Raw genomic sequence first — 19,715 nt, 5'->3', positions numbered from 1 at the left:
CCCCTCACCCCACGTGCACCCGCGGCCGTCGGGCCTCGTCGGGTTCCGCCCGCCGGAGAACCTCGCGGGTCACCGCGGCGTTGTGGCCCCGGCCCACCGCGAGGTACCGCAGCATCTCGCGGACCGGGGTCCCCGTCCCCCACTCGAAGTAGATGTCGGGGACCACGTCGAAGTGGTCCCGGGCGTCCAGCGCCACGGCGGCGACGGCGTTGGGGACGGTCGTCGCGGAGACGTGCAGGACGGGGATCCCGTCGACCGCCCGTCCGGTCACCACGAGCGGCGTGGAGAAGTCGCTGGCGTCGCCGACGGTGACGTCGAGGAACACCAGCGGTCGGTCGTCGGGCAGGTGGTTGGACCGGCGCAGGCCCCGTTCCCGGGAGACGACGTCAGGTTCCTCCTGTGCGCAGGTCGCCACCAGGTGCAGCTCCCCGGATCCGGCGACGGCCGCCTGGAGCATGTGCTGGGCTGCCGCGTCGTAGCGGATCTCCGCGCCCCGCAGTTCCAGGGAGCGTCCGGTCCGTGACACGGCGGAGACCACGATGATGCCCAGGATGAACCACGCCGCCACCTTCAGACCTTCGGGACGTTCGATGACGTTGGCCACCAACGTGTACCCCAGCACGGCGGTGACCGCGGCGAACAGGATCCCGGACCGTCGTCTCCCCTGACGCAGGGTGTGCAGCGTGACCGCCAGCGCCCCGGACCCGAGGAGGACGAGGACACCGGTGGCGTAGGCGCCGGACTGGGCGTCCACGTCCGCCCGGAAGACCAGCACCAGGACGACCGCCACGGAGGTCAGCACGAGCACCGTCGGACGGGACCGCCGTGCCCACCGGGGCGCCATGCCGTAGGCGGGCAGGTAACGCGGGATCAGGGCGAGCAGTCCCGCCATCGCCGAGGCGCCGGCGAACCAGAGGACGGCGATGGTGGACGCGTCGTAGACGTTTCCCACCACCCGTCCGAACTCCTCGTGGGCGAGCCAGGCCAGCGCCCGGCCGTTCGCCTGTCCCCCGGCGGCGAGCTGGTCGGCGGGCACCAGCATGGTCACGCACAGCGAGGAGCACACCAGGAAGGCGCTCATCACCAGGGCGCTGACCAGGACGAGGCGCCGTCCCGAGCGGATCCGGGAGGCGCGGGCCCGCTCGCCGACGGTGCCCGGTGCCGGACGGATCAGCGGCATCACGGACACCCCGGTCTCGAACCCTGACATGCCGAGCGCCAGTTTCGGGAACACCAGCACCGCGACCGCCAGCATCATCCAGACACTGGAGTGCTGCGTGGTGACGGCCGCGGTCCAGTCGGCGACGTGGCCGGGCTCGGTGACGATGCGCCACAGGCCACGCGCCACCACCGCCGTGGTCACGCCCAGGTAGACGGTGACCAGCACGACCGAGACCCGGACGGCCTCGGTGAAACCCTTGAGGAACACGGCCGCGAGCAGGGCGACCAGGCCGAGTGTGACCGGCATCAGCCACGGGCTGCTGGAGGAGCTGAGCAGGTGTGTCGCCGCGTCCGACGCCGACAGGGTCACGGTGATCATGAAGTCGCAGGCGGCGAACCCGAGCAGGACGAGGATGAGCAGTTTGCCACGCCACCCCCGGACCATGGCGGCGAGCATGCCGACCGACCCGAGTCCGTCCGGTGACTCGGCGGCGATCCGCCGGTAGACCGGTACGGCGCCGAGGAGCGTGACGAGCACCAGGATCAGCGTGGCCACGGGGGCCAGCGCGCCGGCGGCCGCGACGGCGATGCCGGGCTGGTAGCCCAGTGTGGAGAAGTAGTCGACACCGGACAGGCACATGACCTGCCACCAGGGGCGTCTGGTGTCGGTGTCGGTGGTTCGGAGGGGACGTGGCGCCTGCGCGGTGAACGCGTCCCGTCGGACCGGATGAGGGCCCTGCGCTTTACGCATAGCCAGAAAGTACGCCTGCCGGCCCCCGTCGACAAGGGGGCCGGCAGGAGAACTGCGGTGTGTTACCGGGGGCTACCGGACGCTCAGCGGTCCTCGGGGTGCGCTTCCTCGTAGGCGCTGATCACGTCGGCGGCGATCCGGCCGCGCGCGGAGACCTCGCGGCCGGTCTCCCGTGCCCACTCGCGGATGCGGCCGTTGCGGGCGGCGTCGGCGGCGGACGTGCCGGACGACCCTGACGACCCTGTCGACCCTGTCGCCGTCCGGCCGGTACCGGTGGACCCGGCCCCCGCCGTGGTGCGCGGCAGCTTGCGTGCGGCCTTCAGGTACGGCTCGAGTTCCTCGGCGAGGATCTCCGCGTTCAGCTCCGACAGGTCCAGGACGTACTCGGCGCCGCGGTAACCGAGTTTCACGGTCCGGACCTCGTCAGGAGCGAGTTCCTCACGGTCGATGTCGTCAACGTAGGTGATCACAGTTCGTCGTCCCATTCCTGTCACCCTACCACCGGCCACCGCACGTCCCGGACCGCTGCGGCGCGGCCCGGGTCAGCTTCCGCAGCACCCCGGCGCGCACACCGCACCGTCGGAGGCGACGCCGAAGTTGGGGACCTGTCCCGGCCCTCCGGGGCCGGCCCCCAGTGTCAGGTCGACGACCATCTCCGCGAAGTCGGACGTGGGCCCCGGTGTCGCGGCCCGGACCAGGTCGACCCCCAGTCCCTCCGCGGTGTCCGCGGCCTCGGTGTCGAGGTCCCAGAGCACCTCGACGTGGTCGGAGAGGAATCCGACGGGGCACAGGACCACGGCCCGGGTGTTGCCGCGGTCGACGCGCGCCCGGAGGTGGTCGCAGATGTCCGGGCCGAGCCACGGTACCGACGGCGGGCCGGACCGGGACTGCCACACGACCTCGGGTCCGTCGGCGTGGGCGGTGTCCCCCACCGCGAAGGAGCTGCGCTCCCGGATCAGCCGGGCGCTGTCGTGGACCTGACGGGAGTACAGGCGCCCGCCGGCCGTGGGCGGCCCGGACTCCCGGTCCGCGCGGTCGGGGACGGAGTGCGCGGTGAAGACGAGGTCGGCGTCGGGGCCGAGGGTCTGCCGGGCGGCATCCACGGCGCGCGCGAAGGCGGAGGTGAACAGCGGGTGGTCGTGGAACTGGGGGAGCCGGTGCAGTCCGGGCGGGGTCAGCCCGGCGTCCACGACGGCACGGCGCGCCCGGGCGATGTCCTCGTGGTACTGGCGGCACCCTGAGTAGCCGCCCCAGGCGGAGGTGGCGAAGACGGCGGCCGAGCGGATGCCGTCGCGCGCCATCGTCTCGACCGTGCTCTCGACGAACGGATGCCAGTTCCGGTTGCCGAAGTAGACCGGGATCCCGGAACCGCGCCGGTGCAGCGCGGACCGGACGCCCTCGACCATCTCCCGGTTCAGGTCATTGAGCGGACTTCTTCCACCGAGCGCGTAATAGTGCTCGCCGACGTCCCGGAGACGTTCGCGCGGTATTCCCCGGCCGCGTGTGACATTCTCCAGAAACGGGATCACGTCCTCCTCGCGTTCGGGACCGCCGAACGAGAGGACCAGCAGGGCATCGGGCTGTCTCGTCGTCTCCACCCCCTCACCGTACGGCATGCACACCGCCCATCAGCTCACCGCGCTAGGTATAAGTCGATGTATTCCCCCGAAAAACATGGCTAAGAGGAATAATCATTCATAACTAGCTAGGCTAGCGACATGTCCGGTCTTCCCGATGCGCCTCGCGACCACCGTCGAGGGCGCCCCACACCACCCGTCGTCCTGACCGACGCCGAACGCACGGCCCTCACGGGCTGGGCGGACGACACCACGACCGACGACCCGCTCGCACTGCGTTCCAGGATCATCCTCGCCTGCGCCACCGGCGCGACGAACACGCAGGTCGCCGCCACGTTGAAGATCTCCCGGCCTACCGTCGGCAAATGGCGCAGCAGGTTCCTGGAGCGCCGTCTCGACGGCCTGACCGACGACCCGCGCCCCGGGCGGCCGCCCCGGATGACCGAGGAGGAGATCCGGGCGATCCTGGCCACTCCGCCGCCCGGGCGTGGGAGGCCTGCGGTCTGGACGCGGCGCGAACTCGCCCGCCGTACGGGCCTGTCGGCGTCGACGGTCGGACGGATCTGGAAGAACCTGGACCTCCCCGACAGTCCCCGGCACCCCCGCCGGCCCTGACGGCCCTGACGGCCATTCCCTCACGGCGTGAGCCATTACCGTCACTGGGTCAACTCACCAGACAGGTCCGCGGCACCGGTTATGATGACTTCATGTCAACGGACTACTGGTACGACGGCTCCGACCCCGCCGTGGCGCTCCTGCACGCCATACGGCGGTTCCGTGCCGCCGACCAGCAGATGCGCCGCCACCTCGAATCCGACATGGGCCTGAACGCCACCGACACCGAGGCCGTGCGGCACATCATCGCCGCCGAACGTGCCGGCGACCCGCTGACCGCCAAGGGCCTGTCCGACGCCCTGCACATCTCCAGCGCGGCGACGGCGAAGCTGCTCAACCGGCTCACCGAGTCCGGTCACGTGCGGCGTGCCCCGCACCCCGCCGACCGCCGGTCGGTGATCATCGTCGCCACCGGACTCTCCCACGACGAGGTCGACGCCTGGCTGTCCCCGATGCACGAGAAGATGCTGCAGGCCGCGCACGACGTCCCCGCCGCGGACCGCCGGTCGGTCATCGAGTTCCTCGACGCGATGGTGGACGCCCTCGCCCCGGACGACGCGCACACCGACTGACACCGGCCGGCACCGGCCGATACCGCGCCGCGTGGCACAATGTCATCCATGCAGACACCCGTACAGTCAGCGGCCCGCCTCGACCGTAACGGCACCACCGCCGCGGTCATCGTCACCCACCGGCGCGTCGACCTGCTGCGCAACTCACTGACCGTCGTCTGCGCACAGACCCACCCCGTGGACAAGGTCATCGTCGTGGACAACGGCTGCCAGGACGAGGTTCGTGTGCTGCTGGAGGAACTCGCCGGTGACCGGGCCGTCTACGTGCCCTCACAGACGAACCTCGGCGGCGCCGGCGGCTTCGCCCTCGGTTTCCTCACCGCCCTCTCCCTGGGCATGGACGCGGTGTGGTGCGCCGACGACGACGGACAACCCGCCGACGAGCACGTCCTGGACAACCTCTACACCGTCGCCGCGACCCACGGCCTCGCCGAGGTGTCCCCCGCGGTCTGCAACATCGACGAGCCGGGACGCCTGGCCTTCCCCCTGCGCCAGGGCGTGGTGTGGCGCCGCTACCTGCACGAACTCCAGGGCGACTTCCTGCCCGGCATCGCCAGTCTCTTCAACGGCGCCCTGCTGAGCGCCGAGGCGATGAAGGTCATCGGTGTCCCCGACTACCGCCTGTTCATCCGCGGCGACGAGGTCGAGTACCACCGGCGCCTGGTCCGTTCCGGGCTGCCCTTCGGCACGTGCCTGACCACGTCCTACCTGCACCCGGACGGGGCGGACGAGTTCAAGCCGATCCTCGGCGGGCGGATGCACACCCAGTACCCGGACAACGACACCAAGCGCTACTTCACCTACCGCAACCGCGGCTTCCTGATGAACCAGCCGGGGATGCGCCGGCTGCTGCCGCAGGAGTACGCACGTTTCGGCTGGTTCTTCCTGGTGCAGCGGCGTGACCTGAAGGGCTTCCGCGAGTGGCTGTCCCTGCAGGCGAAGGGACGCGGGGAGAAGTTCTACCGGCCGTAGGGGCCGGCGCCTCAGCTGCGGAAGATCACCCACCGCTGGATGATGAAGTTCAGCACCGTCGCCGTGCCCTGCGCGATGACGAAGCTGAAGGCACGCACCCAGAACTGGTCGAGGTCCATGCCCTCCAGCCAGGGGATGCTCAGCTTGTACAGGCTGACCTGCACCGCGTAGGTGGCCAGGTAGGAGGCCATGGTGACCAGGAAACGCTTCACCGACGGGGCGGCCTGGAAGGTCCAGCGGCGGTTGATGAGGTACGCGGTGAGGGTGCCCAGGATGAAACCCACCGTCTTCGACGCCCCGTCGCCCATCCCGGCGAGGAACAGCAGGTAGGTGCTGCCGAAGTCGACGACGGCGCCGACGACACCGGTCATGACGAACCGGAACAGCTGGGTCTTCAGCGTCAGCCGCTCGACGGTTCCGGTGGTGGTCTCCGTCACTTCTGGTCCCCCTCGGGCAGCGGCGTCAGGTGGACGGGCACGTGGTGGTCACGGGCCGCACGGAAGGTCCACATCTTGTTGAACAGGAAGTTCACCGGAATGGCCACGCAGACGCCGACGAGGTTGCCCCAGTAGATCGGGTCGCGCAGTCCACTGGAACCGTCCCAGATCTCCCGCGACAGCGCCACGGGAGACTCGGGGTTGATCAGCGCGGTCTGCACCGCCAGGGTGACCACCAGCCCCCCGACGCCGACCATCATGAACGGGACGAGTTCGCGGAACCAGGACGACTTGCCGGACGTCCTGAACGTCCACCGCCGGTTGAGGTTGAAGTTCCACAGGTTCGCCACCACGAAGGCCAGGACGGCGAAGACGTGGTACCAGCGGATGTGGAACTGCGTGCCGAGCAGGTTGGCGAAGGCCGCGTGGCCGTCGAAGCCACCGAGCCACTGGGTGGTCTTGTTGGCCACGACGACGACGGCGTTGTTGACGACCACGCCCGACGCACCGACGATGCCGAACTTCAGGAACTGCCGGGCCAGCCGCCAGGACCTCTCGGAGGTCGACAGTCGCCGCAGCCCGGCCCCGTCGTCCCCACGGTCGTCGGCGGCAGAGCCCGGTTGTTCGGCGATGGCGTCGGTCACGGCGGACGTCCTCCCTGCACTGGTGGCGGTCATCGGCCCGGGACGGTACCCGGACACTTATCGGACATACGCTACTGGCACATCCCCCATTTACGAAACACCGGCGCGCGGTCCGAACCGGTGTCGCCGCCGGCACGGCCGGGTCAGCCGGGTCAGCCGGGGTCGGCCGGGTCGGCAGGGTTCCTGTCGTGCCGCTGCAGGAGGTACCGGTACATCTCGAGCCTCTCCAGCAGGCTGCTACGCGGCACCAGGGGCGTCACCACCGACCCGGCGGCCCCCTGTGCCTCCCACGCGCCGGCACCGCAGGCGGCCAGCGCCCGCCCTGTCCCCGCGGACAGGCCGCGAATCTCGGCGGCGGTCAGCGGGTCGGCGGACAGGCGCCCACCACCCGGCGCGATTCCGGCGTCAGCGCAGGTGAAACCGAGCGCGGACATCAGCATCTCCGAGATCTCGTCGGCGGTGCCTCGGTCCGACAGGGTCGACAGCGCCACGATCCGCGACCATGCCGCGGCACGCCCCAGGCGGGTGGTCTCCACGGGGACGCCGTCCAGGACGCCGCGAACGCTGTCCTGCACCTGGGCGGCGCGACCGAGGTCGAGAGCCTGCAGCAGGGGGGTGAACTCGTAGAGGTCACCGTCCAGCAGCAGTTCGCGCAGTTCCGGGGCGAGCCCGTCGAGGATCTGCTCGACGGTCTCCTCACCGGTCAGCGCCACGTTCACCGCGGCGAGGTCGACGTCGCGCGGGACGGCCACGGCGCCACGGTCGGCGCCCCCGGTGGGGCCGGCGAAGACCAGCGACGTCGGCACGCCGGACCGGCCGTAACCGCCGGCCTCTGGCACGGACTCCGGAATGAACTCGCCGGCCAGGCAGACCGCGTCGGGGGTGTGCTCGTCCCTGGTCATCGCGCCGGCGGTGGTCACGGTGATGACGACGTCGTCGACGAGCAGGGTGGCGGTGCCGTCGCGGCCCAGGGCCTCGTCCAGGGTGGTGCCGATCGGCCCGGCGGAGCGGCTGTAGACCCGCAGCCGGTCACGGCGCCGCGCCTGGAGCGACCAGGCGGGGCCGGTGGCGGACCCGTCGAGCATCCGTGCTGCCCCGGGCCAGTCGAAGGAGATGAGCACAGCGCGCACGGTCTCGGCGACCGACAACTGGTCGTTGAGCCCCAGGGCGCGCGTGTAGAACCCGGTGGACGCCCGGTGGTACTCCGCGAGGACCAGCAGCGTGGCCGGCGCCGCGTCGCCCCCCTCCGACGGTTCCGCTCCCGCCGCGGTGCCCGCAGTGCCCGGGGTGCCCGGGTCGTCGTCCAGCAGCGGGAGCCTCAGGACCGCGGCGAGGCCGTCGCCGGACGCCGGACCGCGGAGGCGGTCCGTCCGGGAAGCATGCCGTGCGTTCATGCCACCAAGGGTAGCGACGTTACCGGGATGCTGCCGGGTACCGTGCCGTTCCTCAGGCCAGCACCAGGGGCAGGGGCCGCAGCTCCCCGCCCAGGCGCTGCACGCGGAGCTTCTCGGCGGCGTTCCAGCCCCGGGCGAGACCGCGCACGCCGCGGGCGGTGGCCATGCACCGGGTGACGGCCTCGACGGCGTCGCCGTCGAGGCCCTGGGGCGGCAGGCCCTCCTGCTCCACGAACTCGATCTCGGCCCAGGAGGGCTGCCGCTTCCCCGGGTTCGCCGCGGCGAAGTCCTCCCGGTTGCGTTCCACCGCGGCCCGCGCGTTCTCCACGGTCGCCTCCAGGTCCACGACCTGCACCCCGTCCGGCAGTCCCGCAGGGTCACCCCGGACGATGACCGGACGGCCCAGGATCAGCGACAGGACGGTGTCGCGGTCATCACGCCCGTCGATCCAGTCGGCGTCGGCGGCGAATCCGTGCACACCGTCGGAGTCGACGAGCCAGGCCCCGCTGAAGTCACCGAGCAGCACCCGGGCGTCCACCTCGACCTGCCAGACGGCGGTGACGTCGCCGACGGTCGCGGCGACCATCACCGGCGGGTCCTGGGCGCGGGTCGCCCCGGCCTGCTGCGACTGTGTCGTCCCCGCCGTCCCCGTCATGCGCGCGCCCGCTCGTTCACGACGTACACGACGCCGACCTGCGCCGCACCGAAGACCGTTGACGGCAGGGTGCGGAACACGCCGCCGACCAGGGGCACGCGTCCGAGAGTGTTGGTGACCAACGAAGCTCCCGCGGCGTCCACCCGGCCGGTCAGCCATGCCGCGCCACCCAGAGCTGCCGTACCACCCGCGGCCAGCACCACCGGGCCGGGCACCGGCGGCACCTCCACCGCATCCGACATCTGCGTCAACGCGGCGGTGACCTCCTCCCGTTCCGCGTCCGACAGCGCCTCCCATTCATCGGCGAGGATGACACCGGTGCCCGCCGCGAGCACGGCCGTCTGCCCGATCCGGCGCGGCCACGTCCGTTTCACCAGGTCCCGCACCAGGTAGTACCCCAGTGTGGTGGCGGCGAGCACCCGGAACTCCTTCTGCGTGAGAGCACGTCCTCCCCCCGACCTGCGTGACATCGGTCTCCTGCCTGCCCTGGCCGTCATGGTCGCCATCGTGGTCCTCCTTGCAGTCGCGGCGTGCACCCCCGGACCGGGGTCCACCTACCCCTCCGAGTGTAGAGCAGACGCCGGACACCACCCGGACACCACCGTTGTACGCTGGACACCATGTTCGGAAGAGACCGCGCCAAGAACCAGATGCGGCGCAACATCGCCAAGGCCACCGCAGGCCAGCCCGCCGGGACGAAGGGGTCGCGTGCGGAGACTAACGTGGTCGGCGGCACCACGGCCGACAAGAGCTACGAGGCCGCGTCCCGCGCCCAGGCGCCGCTGAACGAGTTCATGGTGCGCCTGCTCGCCCAGGAGCTGCCGGTCCTGGACTCCACGAGCCGCCGGATCGTCAACCGGGAACTGCGCGAGTACGACGGGCCGACGATCACCTGCGTCGCCGAACTGCCGGAGACCGTCCGCGAGGTCATGGACCTGTAACCGGCCCAGCTCAGGGGCCGGCTCACGCCTCGCCGATCTCCCTGAGCAGCCCGGTGTAGCGGTCACGCACCGCCGGGTCCCCGCCGTAGCGGGCCGCCGCCTCGAGACGACGCGTCACCGCGGCGATGAGCCAGTCGGCCCCGACCCGACGGGCCTGCTGGACGACGGACTCGAAGATCAGCAGCGCCTCGTCGTCACGCCCGACGACGTGCAGCAGCAACGCCTCCTCGGTCAACGCCTCCAGACGCGCCGACTCCACCGTCGCCCCCTGCGCCGCCTGCACGCCGGCCCGGATGAACTCCCCCTCCGCCTCCTTGGCCACCCCGGCGGCCCACGCCGTCAGCTCCAGCGCCTCGTCGACCCGGTCGGTGTGCACCAGCCCACGGTTCACCGAGAGCACGTGGTCGACCAGGTCACCCGCCGCACGGAGGCCCAGCTCCTCCGGCGACAGCTCCACCTCCGCCGCCGTCGCCGCGCCCGTCGCCGCGGTGTGGAACCGCCGGTAGGCCTCCTTGAGCCGCCCGACCTGACCCGGCCAGTCCTGCGCGAAGTTCTCGCCGACCAGCGCCGTCGCCAGGCGGGTGGCCTCGGCCTCCCGACGGAAGCTCGCGTGCGGGAAACGCCCCCAGTCCAGACCCTCGATGTCGTCAAGCCCCTCGAGGACGAATGCGGCACGCGGGAAGTCGCGGTCGTCGAGCAGCGCCGACACGCACGTCACCTGGTACTCCGCCGCAGCCTCCCACTGCCCGTGGAACCGGGCGTTGTCCGCCGCCTCGGCGAACGCCCCGGCCGCGGCACGGTGGTTGCCCAGCTTCGCCAACGTCTCACCGCGTGCGGCCATGAGGTGGACCCTCATCAGTGCACTGTCCTTCACCGGCACCGCCGACCCGTCCTGTGGCCCGTCCTGGAACATGTCCTGTGGCCCGTCCTCCGCCGAGTTCACCAGGTCAAGGCACCGTTCGTACACGGCGAGCGCCTCATGGAACGCCCCGTGCCCCGACAGTGTCACCCCCAGTGACAGCAGTTCGTCGAGCAGCTCCGGGGCCTCCTCGTCACCGAGCATCACCACCGGGCCTGCCGGCGGCGCCGGGAGACTCAACGCCACCCCGGCGACGTAGTGCGCCACCCGCGCCACCAGGGCGTCCACCCCGGGATCCTGCGCCGCCAGTTCAGTGACACCTGCCAGCAGAGCCGACCCGACCTCAGGGATCGACCGGGGGGCGAGCCGCGTGACCTGCCGGAACGCGCGCAGGGCCAGACGCAGCGACTCCTTGTCGGGGTACACCCCGCCCATCAGCACATCCTGCTCGATGACCCGCCGTACAAGCGGGTCCGCCCCCTGCCAGAACCCGGCGACGGTGCCCACGCGGTTCGCCAGGATCGTGACCGGGTCGGCGCCGCCGTCCTCCGCCTCGTCCTGTGCCCGCTGACGCTCCCGGAGCATCTCGTCGAGGGCGTCGAGGACGGTGCCGCCGGCCCCGTCTGTGTCCTCTGTGTCCTCTGTGTCGTCTGCGTCTGAGTCATCGGCGTCCTGCGCCTCGTACCGTCGCAGCAGCTCGTCGACCAGCGCCTCGTACTGCCCCGACCCGACACGCCCCGCGCGGATCCCGGCCAACCGGTCGACGGTGACCTCCACCGCCTCCGACAGACCCAGCATCGAGTACAGCATCAGGGCAGCGACAGTGTCCCCGGTGTCGAGAGCCCCGAGGTCCACCGGGCCCGCCACCGGGATCTCCGGCGACGCCGTCCCGGTGACCTCGCCACGCCAGTCGGCGACCTCCCGAGGCAGATGCAGCCAGGCGTCCTCCACCCAGGACGGCAACCGCAACGGCATCGCCGGCGTGACCGACAGGGCGTGCGACTCCGGCACCGGGGCCTCCGGCGCCGTCGGGGCACCCTCCGGAGCACGGTGCAGCGCCAGGCCGATCCGAGTCTCGACGTCATTGCCGTTGCGCCGGTCGAGCGCGGCCGCCGCGGTCCGCGCCCGCTCCCCCGTCCAACGGGCCAGCCCGGCGACGGTGCCCCCGCCGGCCTGCTCCCCCGCCGCCGCCAACCAGTCAGCCACCGCCGGCAGGCCGGCGAACAACGGCCGTACCGAGCCGAACCCGGCCCGCTCCGCCGCGTCCAGCACCGTGTGCAGGCCCTCCAGGAGGTGGACGTCCTCCGTCGGCGCACGCCGGTGCAACGCCATCGTCGGCAGCATCCGGTCCAGCAGCCCCAGCGCCGCCGGCGCCCGCCCCGACACCGCAAGGTACTCGGCGACCTGCAGCAGGGCGTCCGACAACTCCGGCGCACCCACCGCCCGGTCCGCCACGAACGCCGCCCGTGCCGCAGTGACCTCCGGCGCGACCGTGGCGGACAGGGGGATCAGCGACTCCGCCAGCATCACCGTCGGCTGCACGTGCGCCTCCGGGGCGTTCTCCATGGCCTCGACGATGCGGGCCACCGCCTCCAGGTCACCGCGCTGCAACGCCACCATCCCCCGGACATCCAGGTCCCGCTGGAAACGGTGCGCCTGCGCCCACGTCGTCTCCTCCGGCAGGGACGGCTCCGGCAGGTCGTCGAGCAGCTCCTGGGCCTCGTCCAACCGGCCCAACGCCAGCAGGACACGCACCCGTGTCTCGGCGATGTCGGTCTCGGACCGGCCGAGCTCCGCCAGCGCCTCCGCCGCCTGCACACTGAGCGACTCCAGGAACGCCAGGTCGACGTCCGGGCGTTGCGCCGCACTCAGCACGATCTCCTGCCACAGCAGGTCGAAGAGGTTCGGCAGCTCATCCGCGGCGTCGGTGCCGTCGGTGCCGTCGCTGTCGTCCGGTCCCGCGTCCGGATGCGCGGGGAACCGCACCGGGTCCTCCCGGTGCATCTCCCACAGGCCCGGCAACAGGTCCACGGTGTCCGGACGGTCCAGTGCCTCCCCCTCCAGACAACGAAGCAGGTCAATCCGGTAGGCCAGCTCCTCGTCCTCACGGGAAGTTCCCAGACAATCCGAGAGTTCCTCACACCTGCGCAGGTAGGGCTCCTCGCCGATCTCCCCACGGGAACGCCTCCCCCGCAGAGAATCCCATTCCCGTGCGACCCACGCCACATCCTGCGTCTCTCCGACCCGTCCCATGCCCCAACTATGACATGGATCGACCTCCCCCGGCGGTAGGGTGGTCACCATGGAACTGAAGACGCACACCCGGACGCTCACCGGGTGGGGACGAACCGCGCCCACCTCGGCCGAGGTCCTCGCCACCCCTGATGTCGACATCATCTCCGCCGCCGTCGCCCAGGTCGCCGACGACAACGCCGACAAGCCGGACCACCTCAGGCGCGGCGTCATCGCCCGCGGCATGGGCCGGTCCTACGGCGACCCCGCCATGAACGGCGGCGGCCTGGTGATCGACATGCAGCAGCTCAACCGCATCCACTCCATCGACCCGGACACCGCCCTGGTCGACGTGGACGCCGGCGTCACCCTCGACCAGCTGATGAAGGCCGCGCTGCCGTCCGGGCTGTGGGTCCCCGTCCTGCCCGGCACCCGCCAGGTCACCATCGGCGGCGCCATCGGCCCGGACATCCACGGCAAGAACCACCACTCCGCCGGATCCTTCGGCGACCACGTGGTCTCCATGGAACTGCTCGTCGCCGACGGACGCGTCCTGCACCTCGAGCCGGAAGGCTCCGCCGACGACCCCGACGGCACCCTGTTCTGGGCCACCGTCGGCGGTATGGGCCTGACCGGCATCATCCTGCGCGCCACGATCCGGATGACCAAGACCGAGACCGCCTACTTCCTGGCGGACACCGACCGCACGGACACCCTCGACGAGACCATCGCCGCCCACTCCGACGGCGCCGAGGTCAACTACACCTACTCCTCGGCGTGGTTCGACTGCATCTCCCCCGCCCCGAAACTGGGCCGGGCGACAATCTCCCGCGGGTCCCTGGCCACCCTCGACCAGCTCAAGGAGTACGCACCGAAGCTGGCGGCGGACCCCCTGAAGTTCAACGCCCCGCAGCTGATGACCGTGCCGGACATCTTCCCGTCCTTCACCCTCAACAAGCTGACGCTGTCCGCCGTGGGCCTGGCCTACTACACGATGGGTGCACCGGCGAAGAACCAGATCAAGAACCTCACGCAGTTCTACCAGCCGCTCGACCTCATCGGTGAGTGGAACCGCGGCTACGGTTCCAAGGGCTTCCTGCAGTACCAGTTCGTCGTGCCGACCGAGGCCGTCGAGCCGTTCAAGGACATCATCCGCGACATCCAGGCGTCCGGCCACTACTCCGCGCTGAACGTGTTCAAGCTCTTCGGCGAGGGCAACCGCGCACCGCTGAGCTACCCCATGCCCGGCTGGAACGTGTGCGTGGACTTCCCGATCCGCCCGGGTCTCGGCGCGTTCCTCGACAAGCTCGACCAGCGCGTCATGGAGTTCGGCGGCCGGCTGTACCTGGCCAAGGAGTCCCGCACCTCCGCGGAGAACTTCCACCGGATGTACCCCGGCCTGCAGGGTTGGCTGGAGACCCGCCGGTCCATCGACCCCACGGGCGTCTTCGCCTCCGACATGTCCCGCCGCCTCGAGCTCAACTAGAGCCTGTTTAGGAGAGTCTTTCAATGATCAACGCTGTGGGTAAGCCCCAGTCCATCCTGCTGCTCGGCGGCGCCTCCGACATGGGCCTGGCCGTGGTCGAGGAGTTCCTGTCCCGTGGCCCCGCCCGTGTGGTGCTGGCCGCCCGTCCCGGCGAGGACCTGTCCCCCGCCGTGGGCCGGATGGAGGCCGCCGGCGCCTCCACCGTGGAGACCGTCGGCTTCGACGCCACCGACTTCGACTCGCACCCCGCGGTCTTCGACGAGATCTGGGCCGGCGGCGACATCGACCTGGCCGTCGTCGCCTTCGGTGTGCTCGGCGACAACGAGGTGCAGTGGAACGACCAGAAGCAGGCGGTGCTCGCCGCCCAGGTGAACTACACCGGCGCCGTCTCGGTCGGTGTGCTGCTGTCCAACCGGATGAAGGCCCAGGGACACGGACAGATCGTGGTGTTCTCCTCGGTCGCCGGTGAGATGGTGCGCCGCTCGAACTTCGTCTACGGCTCCACCAAGGCCGGCGTGGACGGCTTCTACCGCATGCTCGGCGAGGCCCTGCGCGGCACCGGGGTGAAGGTCCTTACCGTGCGCCCCGGCCAGGTGCGCACGAACATGACCGCCGGGCTGGACGACGCCCCGCTGACCGTGGACAAGACCGACGCCGCGAAGGCCGTCGCCGCCGGAGTCGACAACGGGAAGCCGGTCATCTGGATCCACCCGCTGTTCCGCCCGATCATGCTGATCCTGAAGAACCTGCCGCAGTTCATCGTGCGCCGGCTGCCGCTGTAGCTCCAGGCACCCGGGGCCACGACAAGCCGGGAGGTTCCGTGATGCCCCGGTCTGGACCGGAGGTGAGTTGACGGGGATCCGGCGTACCTGGAACGGCGGAGTCCGTGCGCCCGGAAGCTACTCCGCGAAGGGGTAGTCCGTGTAGCCGTGGGCCCCGCCGACGTAGAACGTCGAGGAGTCGGGGGTGTTCAGTTCCAGGCCCTCCTTCCAGCGCCGGACCAGGTCCGGGTTGGCGATGAGCTGACGGCCGACCACCGCGGCGTCCGCCAGGTCGTCCTCCACGATGTGCCTCGCCTCGTCCAGCTCCGTGACGTGGCCGAAACCACTGTTGAGCAGGAACGTCCCCGCGAACCTCTCACGGAGGGCGGCGACGAGGTCACCGTCGATGTCGGCGTGCAGCACCGACAGGTACGCCATGCCGAGGTCCCGGACGCCGTCGATGAGGGCGCCGTAGGTGGCCAGCACGTCCTCCCGGTCGTCCTCCGGGACCCCCTGAACACCGTGCTCCGGGGAGATCCGCAGTGCGGTGCGGTCCGCGCCGATCTCCTCGGCCACGGCACGGACCACCTCGACGGTCAGACGCGCCCGGTTCTCCGGGGAACCGCCGTAGGCGTCCTCACGGTGGTTCGAGGACGCGGCGGTGAACTCGTGCAGCAGGTACCCGTTCGCACCGTGGATCTCCACCGCGTCGACTCCGGCGTCGACCGCCCGGCGTGCACCGTCGACGAACTCGCGGATGACCCGCGGGATCTCGTCGGTCTCCAGTGCGCGCGGCACGACCCCGTCGAGCTTCCCCGAGAACCCCCGCACCGGGCCGCCGGTTCCGAGCGCACTGGGCGCCTCCGGCTCCCCGCCGCGCAGCAGGTCGGGGTGCGACGTCCGGCCACCGTGCATGATCTGCATGACCAGCGTGCCTCCTTCGGCGTGGACGGCCTCGGCGACCTGCGCCCACCCCTCCTGCTGGGCGGCGTCGGCGATACCGGCCTGGCCCGGGAAGGAGCGGTTGCCGAACGCGGGGAAGGTCCCCTCGGTCAACACCAGGCCCGCGGAGGCGCGCTGCCGGTAGTACTCGACGTGCAGGTCGGTGGGGACGCCGTCCTCGTCCGCGCGCTGCCGGGTGAGCGCGGCCATGGTCACCCGGTTGGTGAGGTGGAGCGCGCCGGCGTCCAGCGGGTCGAAGAGTGAGGTCGTCGTGGTGGCGGACGTGGGTGTGGATGTCGAAGTAGTCACCTCCGGGACAACCCTGCCGCCTCCGGAGGTATTCCCGCGCCGTCCGGTCCGACACCCCTTGCGATATACCCCATGGGGGTATATAGTCGGCATCGTCAGAGAGAACAGCGACAGAAAGGGAACACCATGTCCACCATCACCCGGAACTACACCGTCGACGGCATGACCTGCGGACACTGCAAGGCGTCGGTCGAAGAGGAGATCGGCGGCATCGCCGGGGTCGCCTCCGTCAACGCAGAACTCTCCACCGGCACCGTCACGGTCACCGGCGAGGACATCGACGACTCCGCCGTCGCCGACGCCGTCGCAGAGGCCGGATACAGCATCAGGAGCTGAGCATGACCACCACACCCGTCGGGCCTGTCGAGCCCGTCGACGTCATCCACCTCGATCTCGGGGTCACCGGCATGACGTGCACGTCCTGTTCGAACCGCGTCGAGCGCAAGCTCAACAAGATCGACGGCGTCGACGCCACCGTGAACTTCGCCACCGAGTCCGCCTCCGTCAGCTACGACCCGTCGAAGGCCGACCCCGGCACCCTCATCGACACGGTCCGCGGCGCCGGGTACGACGCCTTCACCATGGCCGACGACAGCGGGAACGCCACCCCGGACACCGCAGACACTGCGGACACTGCGGACACCGACGGCACGCAGGACGACTCCGGCCAGGCACGGATCGACGCCGCCCGCGACAGCGAGGCCGCCGACCTGAAGAAGCGCACGCTCGTCTCCGCACTGGTCACCGTGCCGGTGGTGCTGCTGAGCATGGTCCCGGCGCTGCAGTTCGACAACTGGCAGTGGGCCGTCCTCACCATGGTCACCCCCGTGTACTTCTGGGGCGGCGCACCGTTCCACCGGGCCGCGCTGGCCAACCTGCGCCACGGCGCCTTCACCATGGACACCCTGGTCAGCATGGGGACGACCGCGGCCTACCTGTGGTCGTTGTGGGCGCTGTTCCTGGGCAACGCCGGGATGACCGGCATGACCATGGAGATGCACCTGCTCCCGTCCGACACCTCCATGGACGAGATCTACCTCGAGACCACGGCCGTGGTGATCACGTTCCTGCTGCTGGGACGCTGGTTCGAGACACGTGCGAAGGGGCGCTCCTCCGAGGCGCTGCGCACCCTGCTGAACCTGGGCGCCAAGGACGCCACCGTCCTGCGCGACGGTGCCGAGGTCCGCGTGCCCGCCCGGCAGCTGCAGGTCGACGACGTGGTCGTGGTGCGCCCGGGCGAGAAGATCGCGGCCGACGGTGTGGTCACCGACGGCAGTTCCGCCGTGGACGAGTCGATGCTCACCGGCGAATCGGTGCCGGTCGAGGTCACCGTGGGTGACACCGTCACCGGTGCGACGGTCAACACCTCGGGACGGCTCCTGGTGCGGGTCACCCGCACCGGCGGGGACAGCACCCTGGCCCAGATGGCGAAGCTGGTGTCCGACGCGCAGTCGAAGAAGGCGCCGGTACAGCGCCTGGTGGACCGGATCTCCCAGGTGTTCGTGCCCGTCGTCATCCTCGTCGCCGTCGCCACGCTGATCGCCCACGTCGCCACCGGTGGTGGTGTTGCACCGGCGTTCACCGCCGCCGTCGCCGTCCTGATCATCGCCTGCCCGTGTGCGCTCGGCCTGGCGACCCCGACCGCCCTGCTGGTCGGCACCGGCCGCGGCGCCCAGCTCGGCCTGCTGATCAAGGGGCCCGAGGTCCTGGAGTCCACCCGGCGGGTGGACACCGTGGTCATGGACAAGACAGGCACGGTCACCTCCGGGGTGATGTCGGTCAGCGACGTCACCGCCGGCCCCGGCACCGGCACCGGGGAGCTGCTCTCCCTCGCCGCCGCGGTGGAGACCGGTTCCGAGCACCCCATCGCCCGCGCCGTCGTGCGCGCCGCGTCGGAGCAGGGTGAGGTCCCCGGGGTCACCGACTTCGGCACGACCGCCGGGCACGGTGTGACCGGACAGGTCGACGGGCACACGGTGACGGTGGGCCGTCCCGCCGCCGCCCTGCCCACCGACCTGCGGCAGGCCTTCGACCGGGCACAGGACGCCGGCGGCACCCCCGTCGTCGTCGAGATCGACGGCGAGGCCGCCGGGGTGGTCACCGTGCGGGACACGGTGAAGCCGACCTCCGCGGAGGCAGTCGCGGGCCTGAAGGAGCTGGGGCTGACCCCGATGCTGCTCACCGGTGACAACGAGGGGGCGGCCCGGGCCGTCGCCGCCGAGGTCGGGATCGACCCGGGGCACGTCATCGCCGGCGTCATGCCGGACGGGAAGGTCGAGCACGTCGAGCGTCTCCAGGCCGAGGGCAGGCACGTGGCGATGGTCGGCGACGGGGTCAACGACGCCGCCGCCCTGGCCGCCGCCGAACTGGGCCTGGCCATGGGGGCGGGGACGGACGTGGCGATCGAGGCGTCCGACATCACCCTGATGAACGACGACCTGCGGTCCGCGGTCGACGCCATCCGGTTGTCACGCCGCACGCTCGGCACGATCCGCGGCAACCTGTTCTGGGCGTTCGCCTACAATGTCGCGCTGATCCCGGTGGCGGCGGTCGGCCTGCTCAACCCGATGCTCGCCGGGGTGGCGATGGCCTTCTCCTCGGTGTTCGTGGTCTCGAACTCGCTGCGTCTGCGCGGGTTCCGCTCCAGCCACGCGAGCTGACGGGACCTCTTCCCGGCGCTGCCGGTCACCGCAGCGGGTTGCCCTCCGGGATCCGCCCGCAGCTGCTGGGCGGGGCGGTGCCGGCGAAGCGGTCGTTGACCCACGGCACCATCTGCGTCGCCCAGGCGACCCCCGCCGCACCGTGCCCGCCGGCGGGGATCTCGCGGTAGTCCACGTCCGTCCCGTCCCGGCAGTACGCCCGGGCGAGCGAGCGGGTGTCGCCGAGCAGCATCACCCCGTCACCGTCGCCGAGGACGGGGTGCGGCGGGGTGTTCTCGGCCGTGCCGCCGCCGGCCTGCAGCAGGAACTGGGGGTAGGGCGGGGTGTCGCGCAGCCCCATGTTCGTGTCGTCCAGCAGGTTCCGGACCTCGGGGATGGAGTCCGGGTCGGGGTACTCGGGCCGGATCATCTCGTCCCACCGCAGGTGCTCGTAGGAGTCGGAGGCGTCACCGATGGCGACCCGGTCCATGTCGGCGAAGACCTGCCGGCCGGTGTCGGTGAGGTAGGGCCCCATGTCGACGCCGTAGGCGCGGGCCAGCCCCACCATGGCCATGCCGACCACGCCGGACCACCCGCTCCCCTCACCGGCGTAGAACAGGTTGTGCTCGGGGCGCACCATGGTGCCGCCCTGGGCGACACCGACGATGGTCTCCGCCACGTCCGGTGCGTAGCTCTCCGCCAGGATCGACGCCCATCCGGCGCCGATCGACCCGCCGGAGTAGCCGACGAGGGCGGTGGGGGCGTCGG

The 19,715-nt window shown here is 71.1% G+C and carries 19 protein-coding genes; 8 read left to right on the top strand and 11 right to left on the bottom strand.

Translation table 11 applies throughout. From position 1 onward, the window contains the following. Positions 1-4: 4 nt before the first annotated feature. The 3 genes from Q0A34_RS04455 to Q0A34_RS04445 form a co-directional block, all read right to left on the bottom strand. Entirely contained in the window at positions 5-1,912 is a 1,908-nt protein-coding gene (locus Q0A34_RS04455) for an amino acid transporter (RefSeq protein ID WP_291478807.1), read from the bottom strand. 83 nt (positions 1,913-1,995) lie between these two features. After that, positions 1,996-2,397 carry an Lsr2 family protein gene (locus tag Q0A34_RS04450; protein ID WP_291478806.1) on the bottom strand — a complete coding sequence of 134 codons (402 nt, stop codon included), beginning with the start codon at positions 2,395-2,397 and terminating at the stop codon, positions 1,996-1,998. Positions 2,398-2,454: 57 nt separating this feature from the next. Continuing rightward, positions 2,455-3,528, bottom strand: a complete 1,074-nt coding sequence (locus Q0A34_RS04445) for a ferrochelatase (protein ID WP_291478805.1) — start codon at positions 3,526-3,528, stop codon at positions 2,455-2,457. Positions 3,529-3,630: 102 nt separating this feature from the next. Between Q0A34_RS04445 and Q0A34_RS04440 the strand changes: the two genes are divergently transcribed. From Q0A34_RS04440 to Q0A34_RS04430, 3 genes are all read left to right on the top strand, one after another. After that, positions 3,631-4,104, top strand: coding sequence for a helix-turn-helix domain-containing protein (locus tag Q0A34_RS04440; RefSeq protein WP_291478804.1), 474 nt, complete (start codon positions 3,631-3,633; stop codon positions 4,102-4,104). A gap of 92 nt (positions 4,105-4,196) precedes the next feature. Then, positions 4,197-4,676 (top strand): MarR family transcriptional regulator, encoded by a 480-nt coding sequence (locus Q0A34_RS04435; RefSeq protein ID WP_291478803.1) that lies wholly within the window; start codon positions 4,197-4,199, stop codon positions 4,674-4,676. Positions 4,677-4,724: 48 nt separating this feature from the next. Then, entirely contained in the window at positions 4,725-5,648 is a 924-nt protein-coding gene (locus Q0A34_RS04430; protein ID WP_363316428.1) for a glycosyltransferase family 2 protein, read from the top strand. Between the two features lie 11 nt (positions 5,649-5,659). Here the strand turns inward: Q0A34_RS04430 and Q0A34_RS04425 are convergent, their stop codons facing one another. From Q0A34_RS04425 to Q0A34_RS04405, 5 genes are all read right to left on the bottom strand, one after another. Beyond that, positions 5,660-6,085: a GtrA family protein gene (locus tag Q0A34_RS04425; protein WP_291478801.1), complete on the bottom strand. Its 426-nt coding sequence runs from the start codon at positions 6,083-6,085 to the stop codon at positions 5,660-5,662. After that, complete coding sequence (locus tag Q0A34_RS04420; RefSeq protein WP_291478800.1) at positions 6,082-6,762, bottom strand: GtrA family protein; 681 nt, start codon at positions 6,760-6,762, stop codon at positions 6,082-6,084. The genes Q0A34_RS04425 and Q0A34_RS04420 overlap by 4 nt, the downstream gene beginning before the upstream one ends. A gap of 119 nt (positions 6,763-6,881) precedes the next feature. Next, positions 6,882-8,123 (bottom strand): hypothetical protein, encoded by a 1,242-nt coding sequence (locus tag Q0A34_RS04415; protein ID WP_291478799.1) that lies wholly within the window; start codon positions 8,121-8,123, stop codon positions 6,882-6,884. Positions 8,124-8,175: 52 nt separating this feature from the next. Beyond that, the gene (locus tag Q0A34_RS04410; RefSeq protein ID WP_291478798.1) at positions 8,176-8,778 is read right to left on the bottom strand and encodes an N-acetylglucosamine-6-phosphate deacetylase; all 603 of its coding nucleotides are present in this window, start codon (positions 8,776-8,778) and stop codon (positions 8,176-8,178) included. Then, the gene (locus Q0A34_RS04405; protein ID WP_291478797.1) at positions 8,775-9,248 is read right to left on the bottom strand and encodes a hypothetical protein; all 474 of its coding nucleotides are present in this window, start codon (positions 9,246-9,248) and stop codon (positions 8,775-8,777) included. The genes Q0A34_RS04410 and Q0A34_RS04405 overlap by 4 nt, the downstream gene beginning before the upstream one ends. Before the next feature lie 150 nt (positions 9,249-9,398). Between Q0A34_RS04405 and Q0A34_RS04400 the strand changes: the two genes are divergently transcribed. Beyond that, complete coding sequence (locus Q0A34_RS04400) at positions 9,399-9,719, top strand: hypothetical protein (protein WP_291478796.1); 321 nt, start codon at positions 9,399-9,401, stop codon at positions 9,717-9,719. A gap of 22 nt (positions 9,720-9,741) precedes the next feature. Here Q0A34_RS04400 and Q0A34_RS04395 read toward each other — a convergent pair whose 3' ends face one another. Continuing rightward, positions 9,742-12,831 carry a hypothetical protein gene (locus Q0A34_RS04395; protein ID WP_291478795.1) on the bottom strand — a complete coding sequence of 1,030 codons (3,090 nt, stop codon included), beginning with the start codon at positions 12,829-12,831 and terminating at the stop codon, positions 9,742-9,744. 49 nt (positions 12,832-12,880) lie between these two features. On the opposite strand from Q0A34_RS04395, the gene Q0A34_RS04390 reads away from it, so the two are divergent. Together Q0A34_RS04390 and Q0A34_RS04385 are read left to right on the top strand one after the other, a co-directional pair. Next, entirely contained in the window at positions 12,881-14,296 is a 1,416-nt protein-coding gene (locus Q0A34_RS04390) for an FAD-binding oxidoreductase (RefSeq protein WP_291478794.1), read from the top strand. A gap of 23 nt (positions 14,297-14,319) precedes the next feature. Next, positions 14,320-15,078, top strand: coding sequence for a decaprenylphospho-beta-D-erythro-pentofuranosid-2-ulose 2-reductase (locus tag Q0A34_RS04385; RefSeq protein WP_291478793.1), 759 nt, complete (start codon positions 14,320-14,322; stop codon positions 15,076-15,078). 117 nt (positions 15,079-15,195) lie between these two features. On the opposite strand, the gene Q0A34_RS04380 is transcribed toward Q0A34_RS04385, so the two are convergent. Further along, on the bottom strand, positions 15,196-16,308 hold the full coding sequence (locus tag Q0A34_RS04380; RefSeq protein WP_291478792.1) for an alkene reductase: 1,113 nt from the start codon (positions 16,306-16,308) through the stop codon (positions 15,196-15,198). 126 nt (positions 16,309-16,434) lie between these two features. Here Q0A34_RS04380 and Q0A34_RS04375 point away from each other — a divergent pair, with 126 nt between their 5' ends. Both Q0A34_RS04375 and Q0A34_RS04370 read left to right on the top strand, forming a co-directional pair. Beyond that, complete coding sequence (locus tag Q0A34_RS04375; RefSeq protein WP_291478791.1) at positions 16,435-16,644, top strand: cation transporter; 210 nt, start codon at positions 16,435-16,437, stop codon at positions 16,642-16,644. Between the two features lie 2 nt (positions 16,645-16,646). Next, entirely contained in the window at positions 16,647-18,968 is a 2,322-nt protein-coding gene (locus tag Q0A34_RS04370) for a heavy metal translocating P-type ATPase (protein WP_291478790.1), read from the top strand. Positions 18,969-18,993: 25 nt separating this feature from the next. On the opposite strand, the gene Q0A34_RS04365 is transcribed toward Q0A34_RS04370, so the two are convergent. Further along, on the bottom strand, positions 18,994-19,715 hold a 722-nt coding region (locus Q0A34_RS04365), incomplete at its 5' end, for a lipase family protein (RefSeq protein ID WP_291478789.1).

It is taken from the genome of Corynebacterium sp., from assembly GCF_022712195.1.
Taxonomy (GTDB): Bacteria; Actinomycetota; Actinomycetes; order Mycobacteriales; family Mycobacteriaceae; genus Corynebacterium.
The sequence above is the reverse complement of the archived record's forward strand: the minus strand, read 5'-3'. Positions and strand labels throughout refer to the sequence as shown.

Bases quoted from the DNA above. Each gene is read 5' to 3' on its own strand.
- Q0A34_RS04390 (WP_291478794.1), top strand. From the start codon at position 12,881: ATGGAACTGAAGACGCACACCCGGACGCTCACCGGGTGGGGACGAACC.
- Q0A34_RS04440 (WP_291478804.1), top strand. From the start codon at position 3,631: ATGTCCGGTCTTCCCGATGCGCCTCGCGACCACCGTCGAGGGCGCCCC.
- Q0A34_RS04415 (WP_291478799.1), bottom strand. From the start codon at position 8,123: ATGAACGCACGGCATGCTTCCCGGACGGACCGCCTCCGCGGTCCGGCG.
- Q0A34_RS04410 (WP_291478798.1), bottom strand. From the start codon at position 8,778: ATGACGGGGACGGCGGGGACGACACAGTCGCAGCAGGCCGGGGCGACC.
- Q0A34_RS04395 (WP_291478795.1), bottom strand. From the start codon at position 12,831: ATGGGACGGGTCGGAGAGACGCAGGATGTGGCGTGGGTCGCACGGGAA.
- Q0A34_RS04435 (WP_291478803.1), top strand. From the start codon at position 4,197: ATGTCAACGGACTACTGGTACGACGGCTCCGACCCCGCCGTGGCGCTC.
- Q0A34_RS04370 (WP_291478790.1), top strand. From the start codon at position 16,647: ATGACCACCACACCCGTCGGGCCTGTCGAGCCCGTCGACGTCATCCAC.
- Q0A34_RS04405 (WP_291478797.1), bottom strand. From the start codon at position 9,248: ATGTCACGCAGGTCGGGGGGAGGACGTGCTCTCACGCAGAAGGAGTTC.
- Q0A34_RS04455 (WP_291478807.1), bottom strand. From the start codon at position 1,912: ATGCGTAAAGCGCAGGGCCCTCATCCGGTCCGACGGGACGCGTTCACC.
- Q0A34_RS04400 (WP_291478796.1), top strand. From the start codon at position 9,399: ATGTTCGGAAGAGACCGCGCCAAGAACCAGATGCGGCGCAACATCGCC.
- Q0A34_RS04420 (WP_291478800.1), bottom strand. From the start codon at position 6,762: ATGACCGCCACCAGTGCAGGGAGGACGTCCGCCGTGACCGACGCCATC.
- Q0A34_RS04450 (WP_291478806.1), bottom strand. From the start codon at position 2,397: ATGGGACGACGAACTGTGATCACCTACGTTGACGACATCGACCGTGAG.
- Q0A34_RS04430 (WP_363316428.1), top strand. From the start codon at position 4,725: ATGCAGACACCCGTACAGTCAGCGGCCCGCCTCGACCGTAACGGCACC.
- Q0A34_RS04445 (WP_291478805.1), bottom strand. From the start codon at position 3,528: ATGCCGTACGGTGAGGGGGTGGAGACGACGAGACAGCCCGATGCCCTG.
- Q0A34_RS04385 (WP_291478793.1), top strand. From the start codon at position 14,320: ATGATCAACGCTGTGGGTAAGCCCCAGTCCATCCTGCTGCTCGGCGGC.
- Q0A34_RS04375 (WP_291478791.1), top strand. From the start codon at position 16,435: ATGTCCACCATCACCCGGAACTACACCGTCGACGGCATGACCTGCGGA.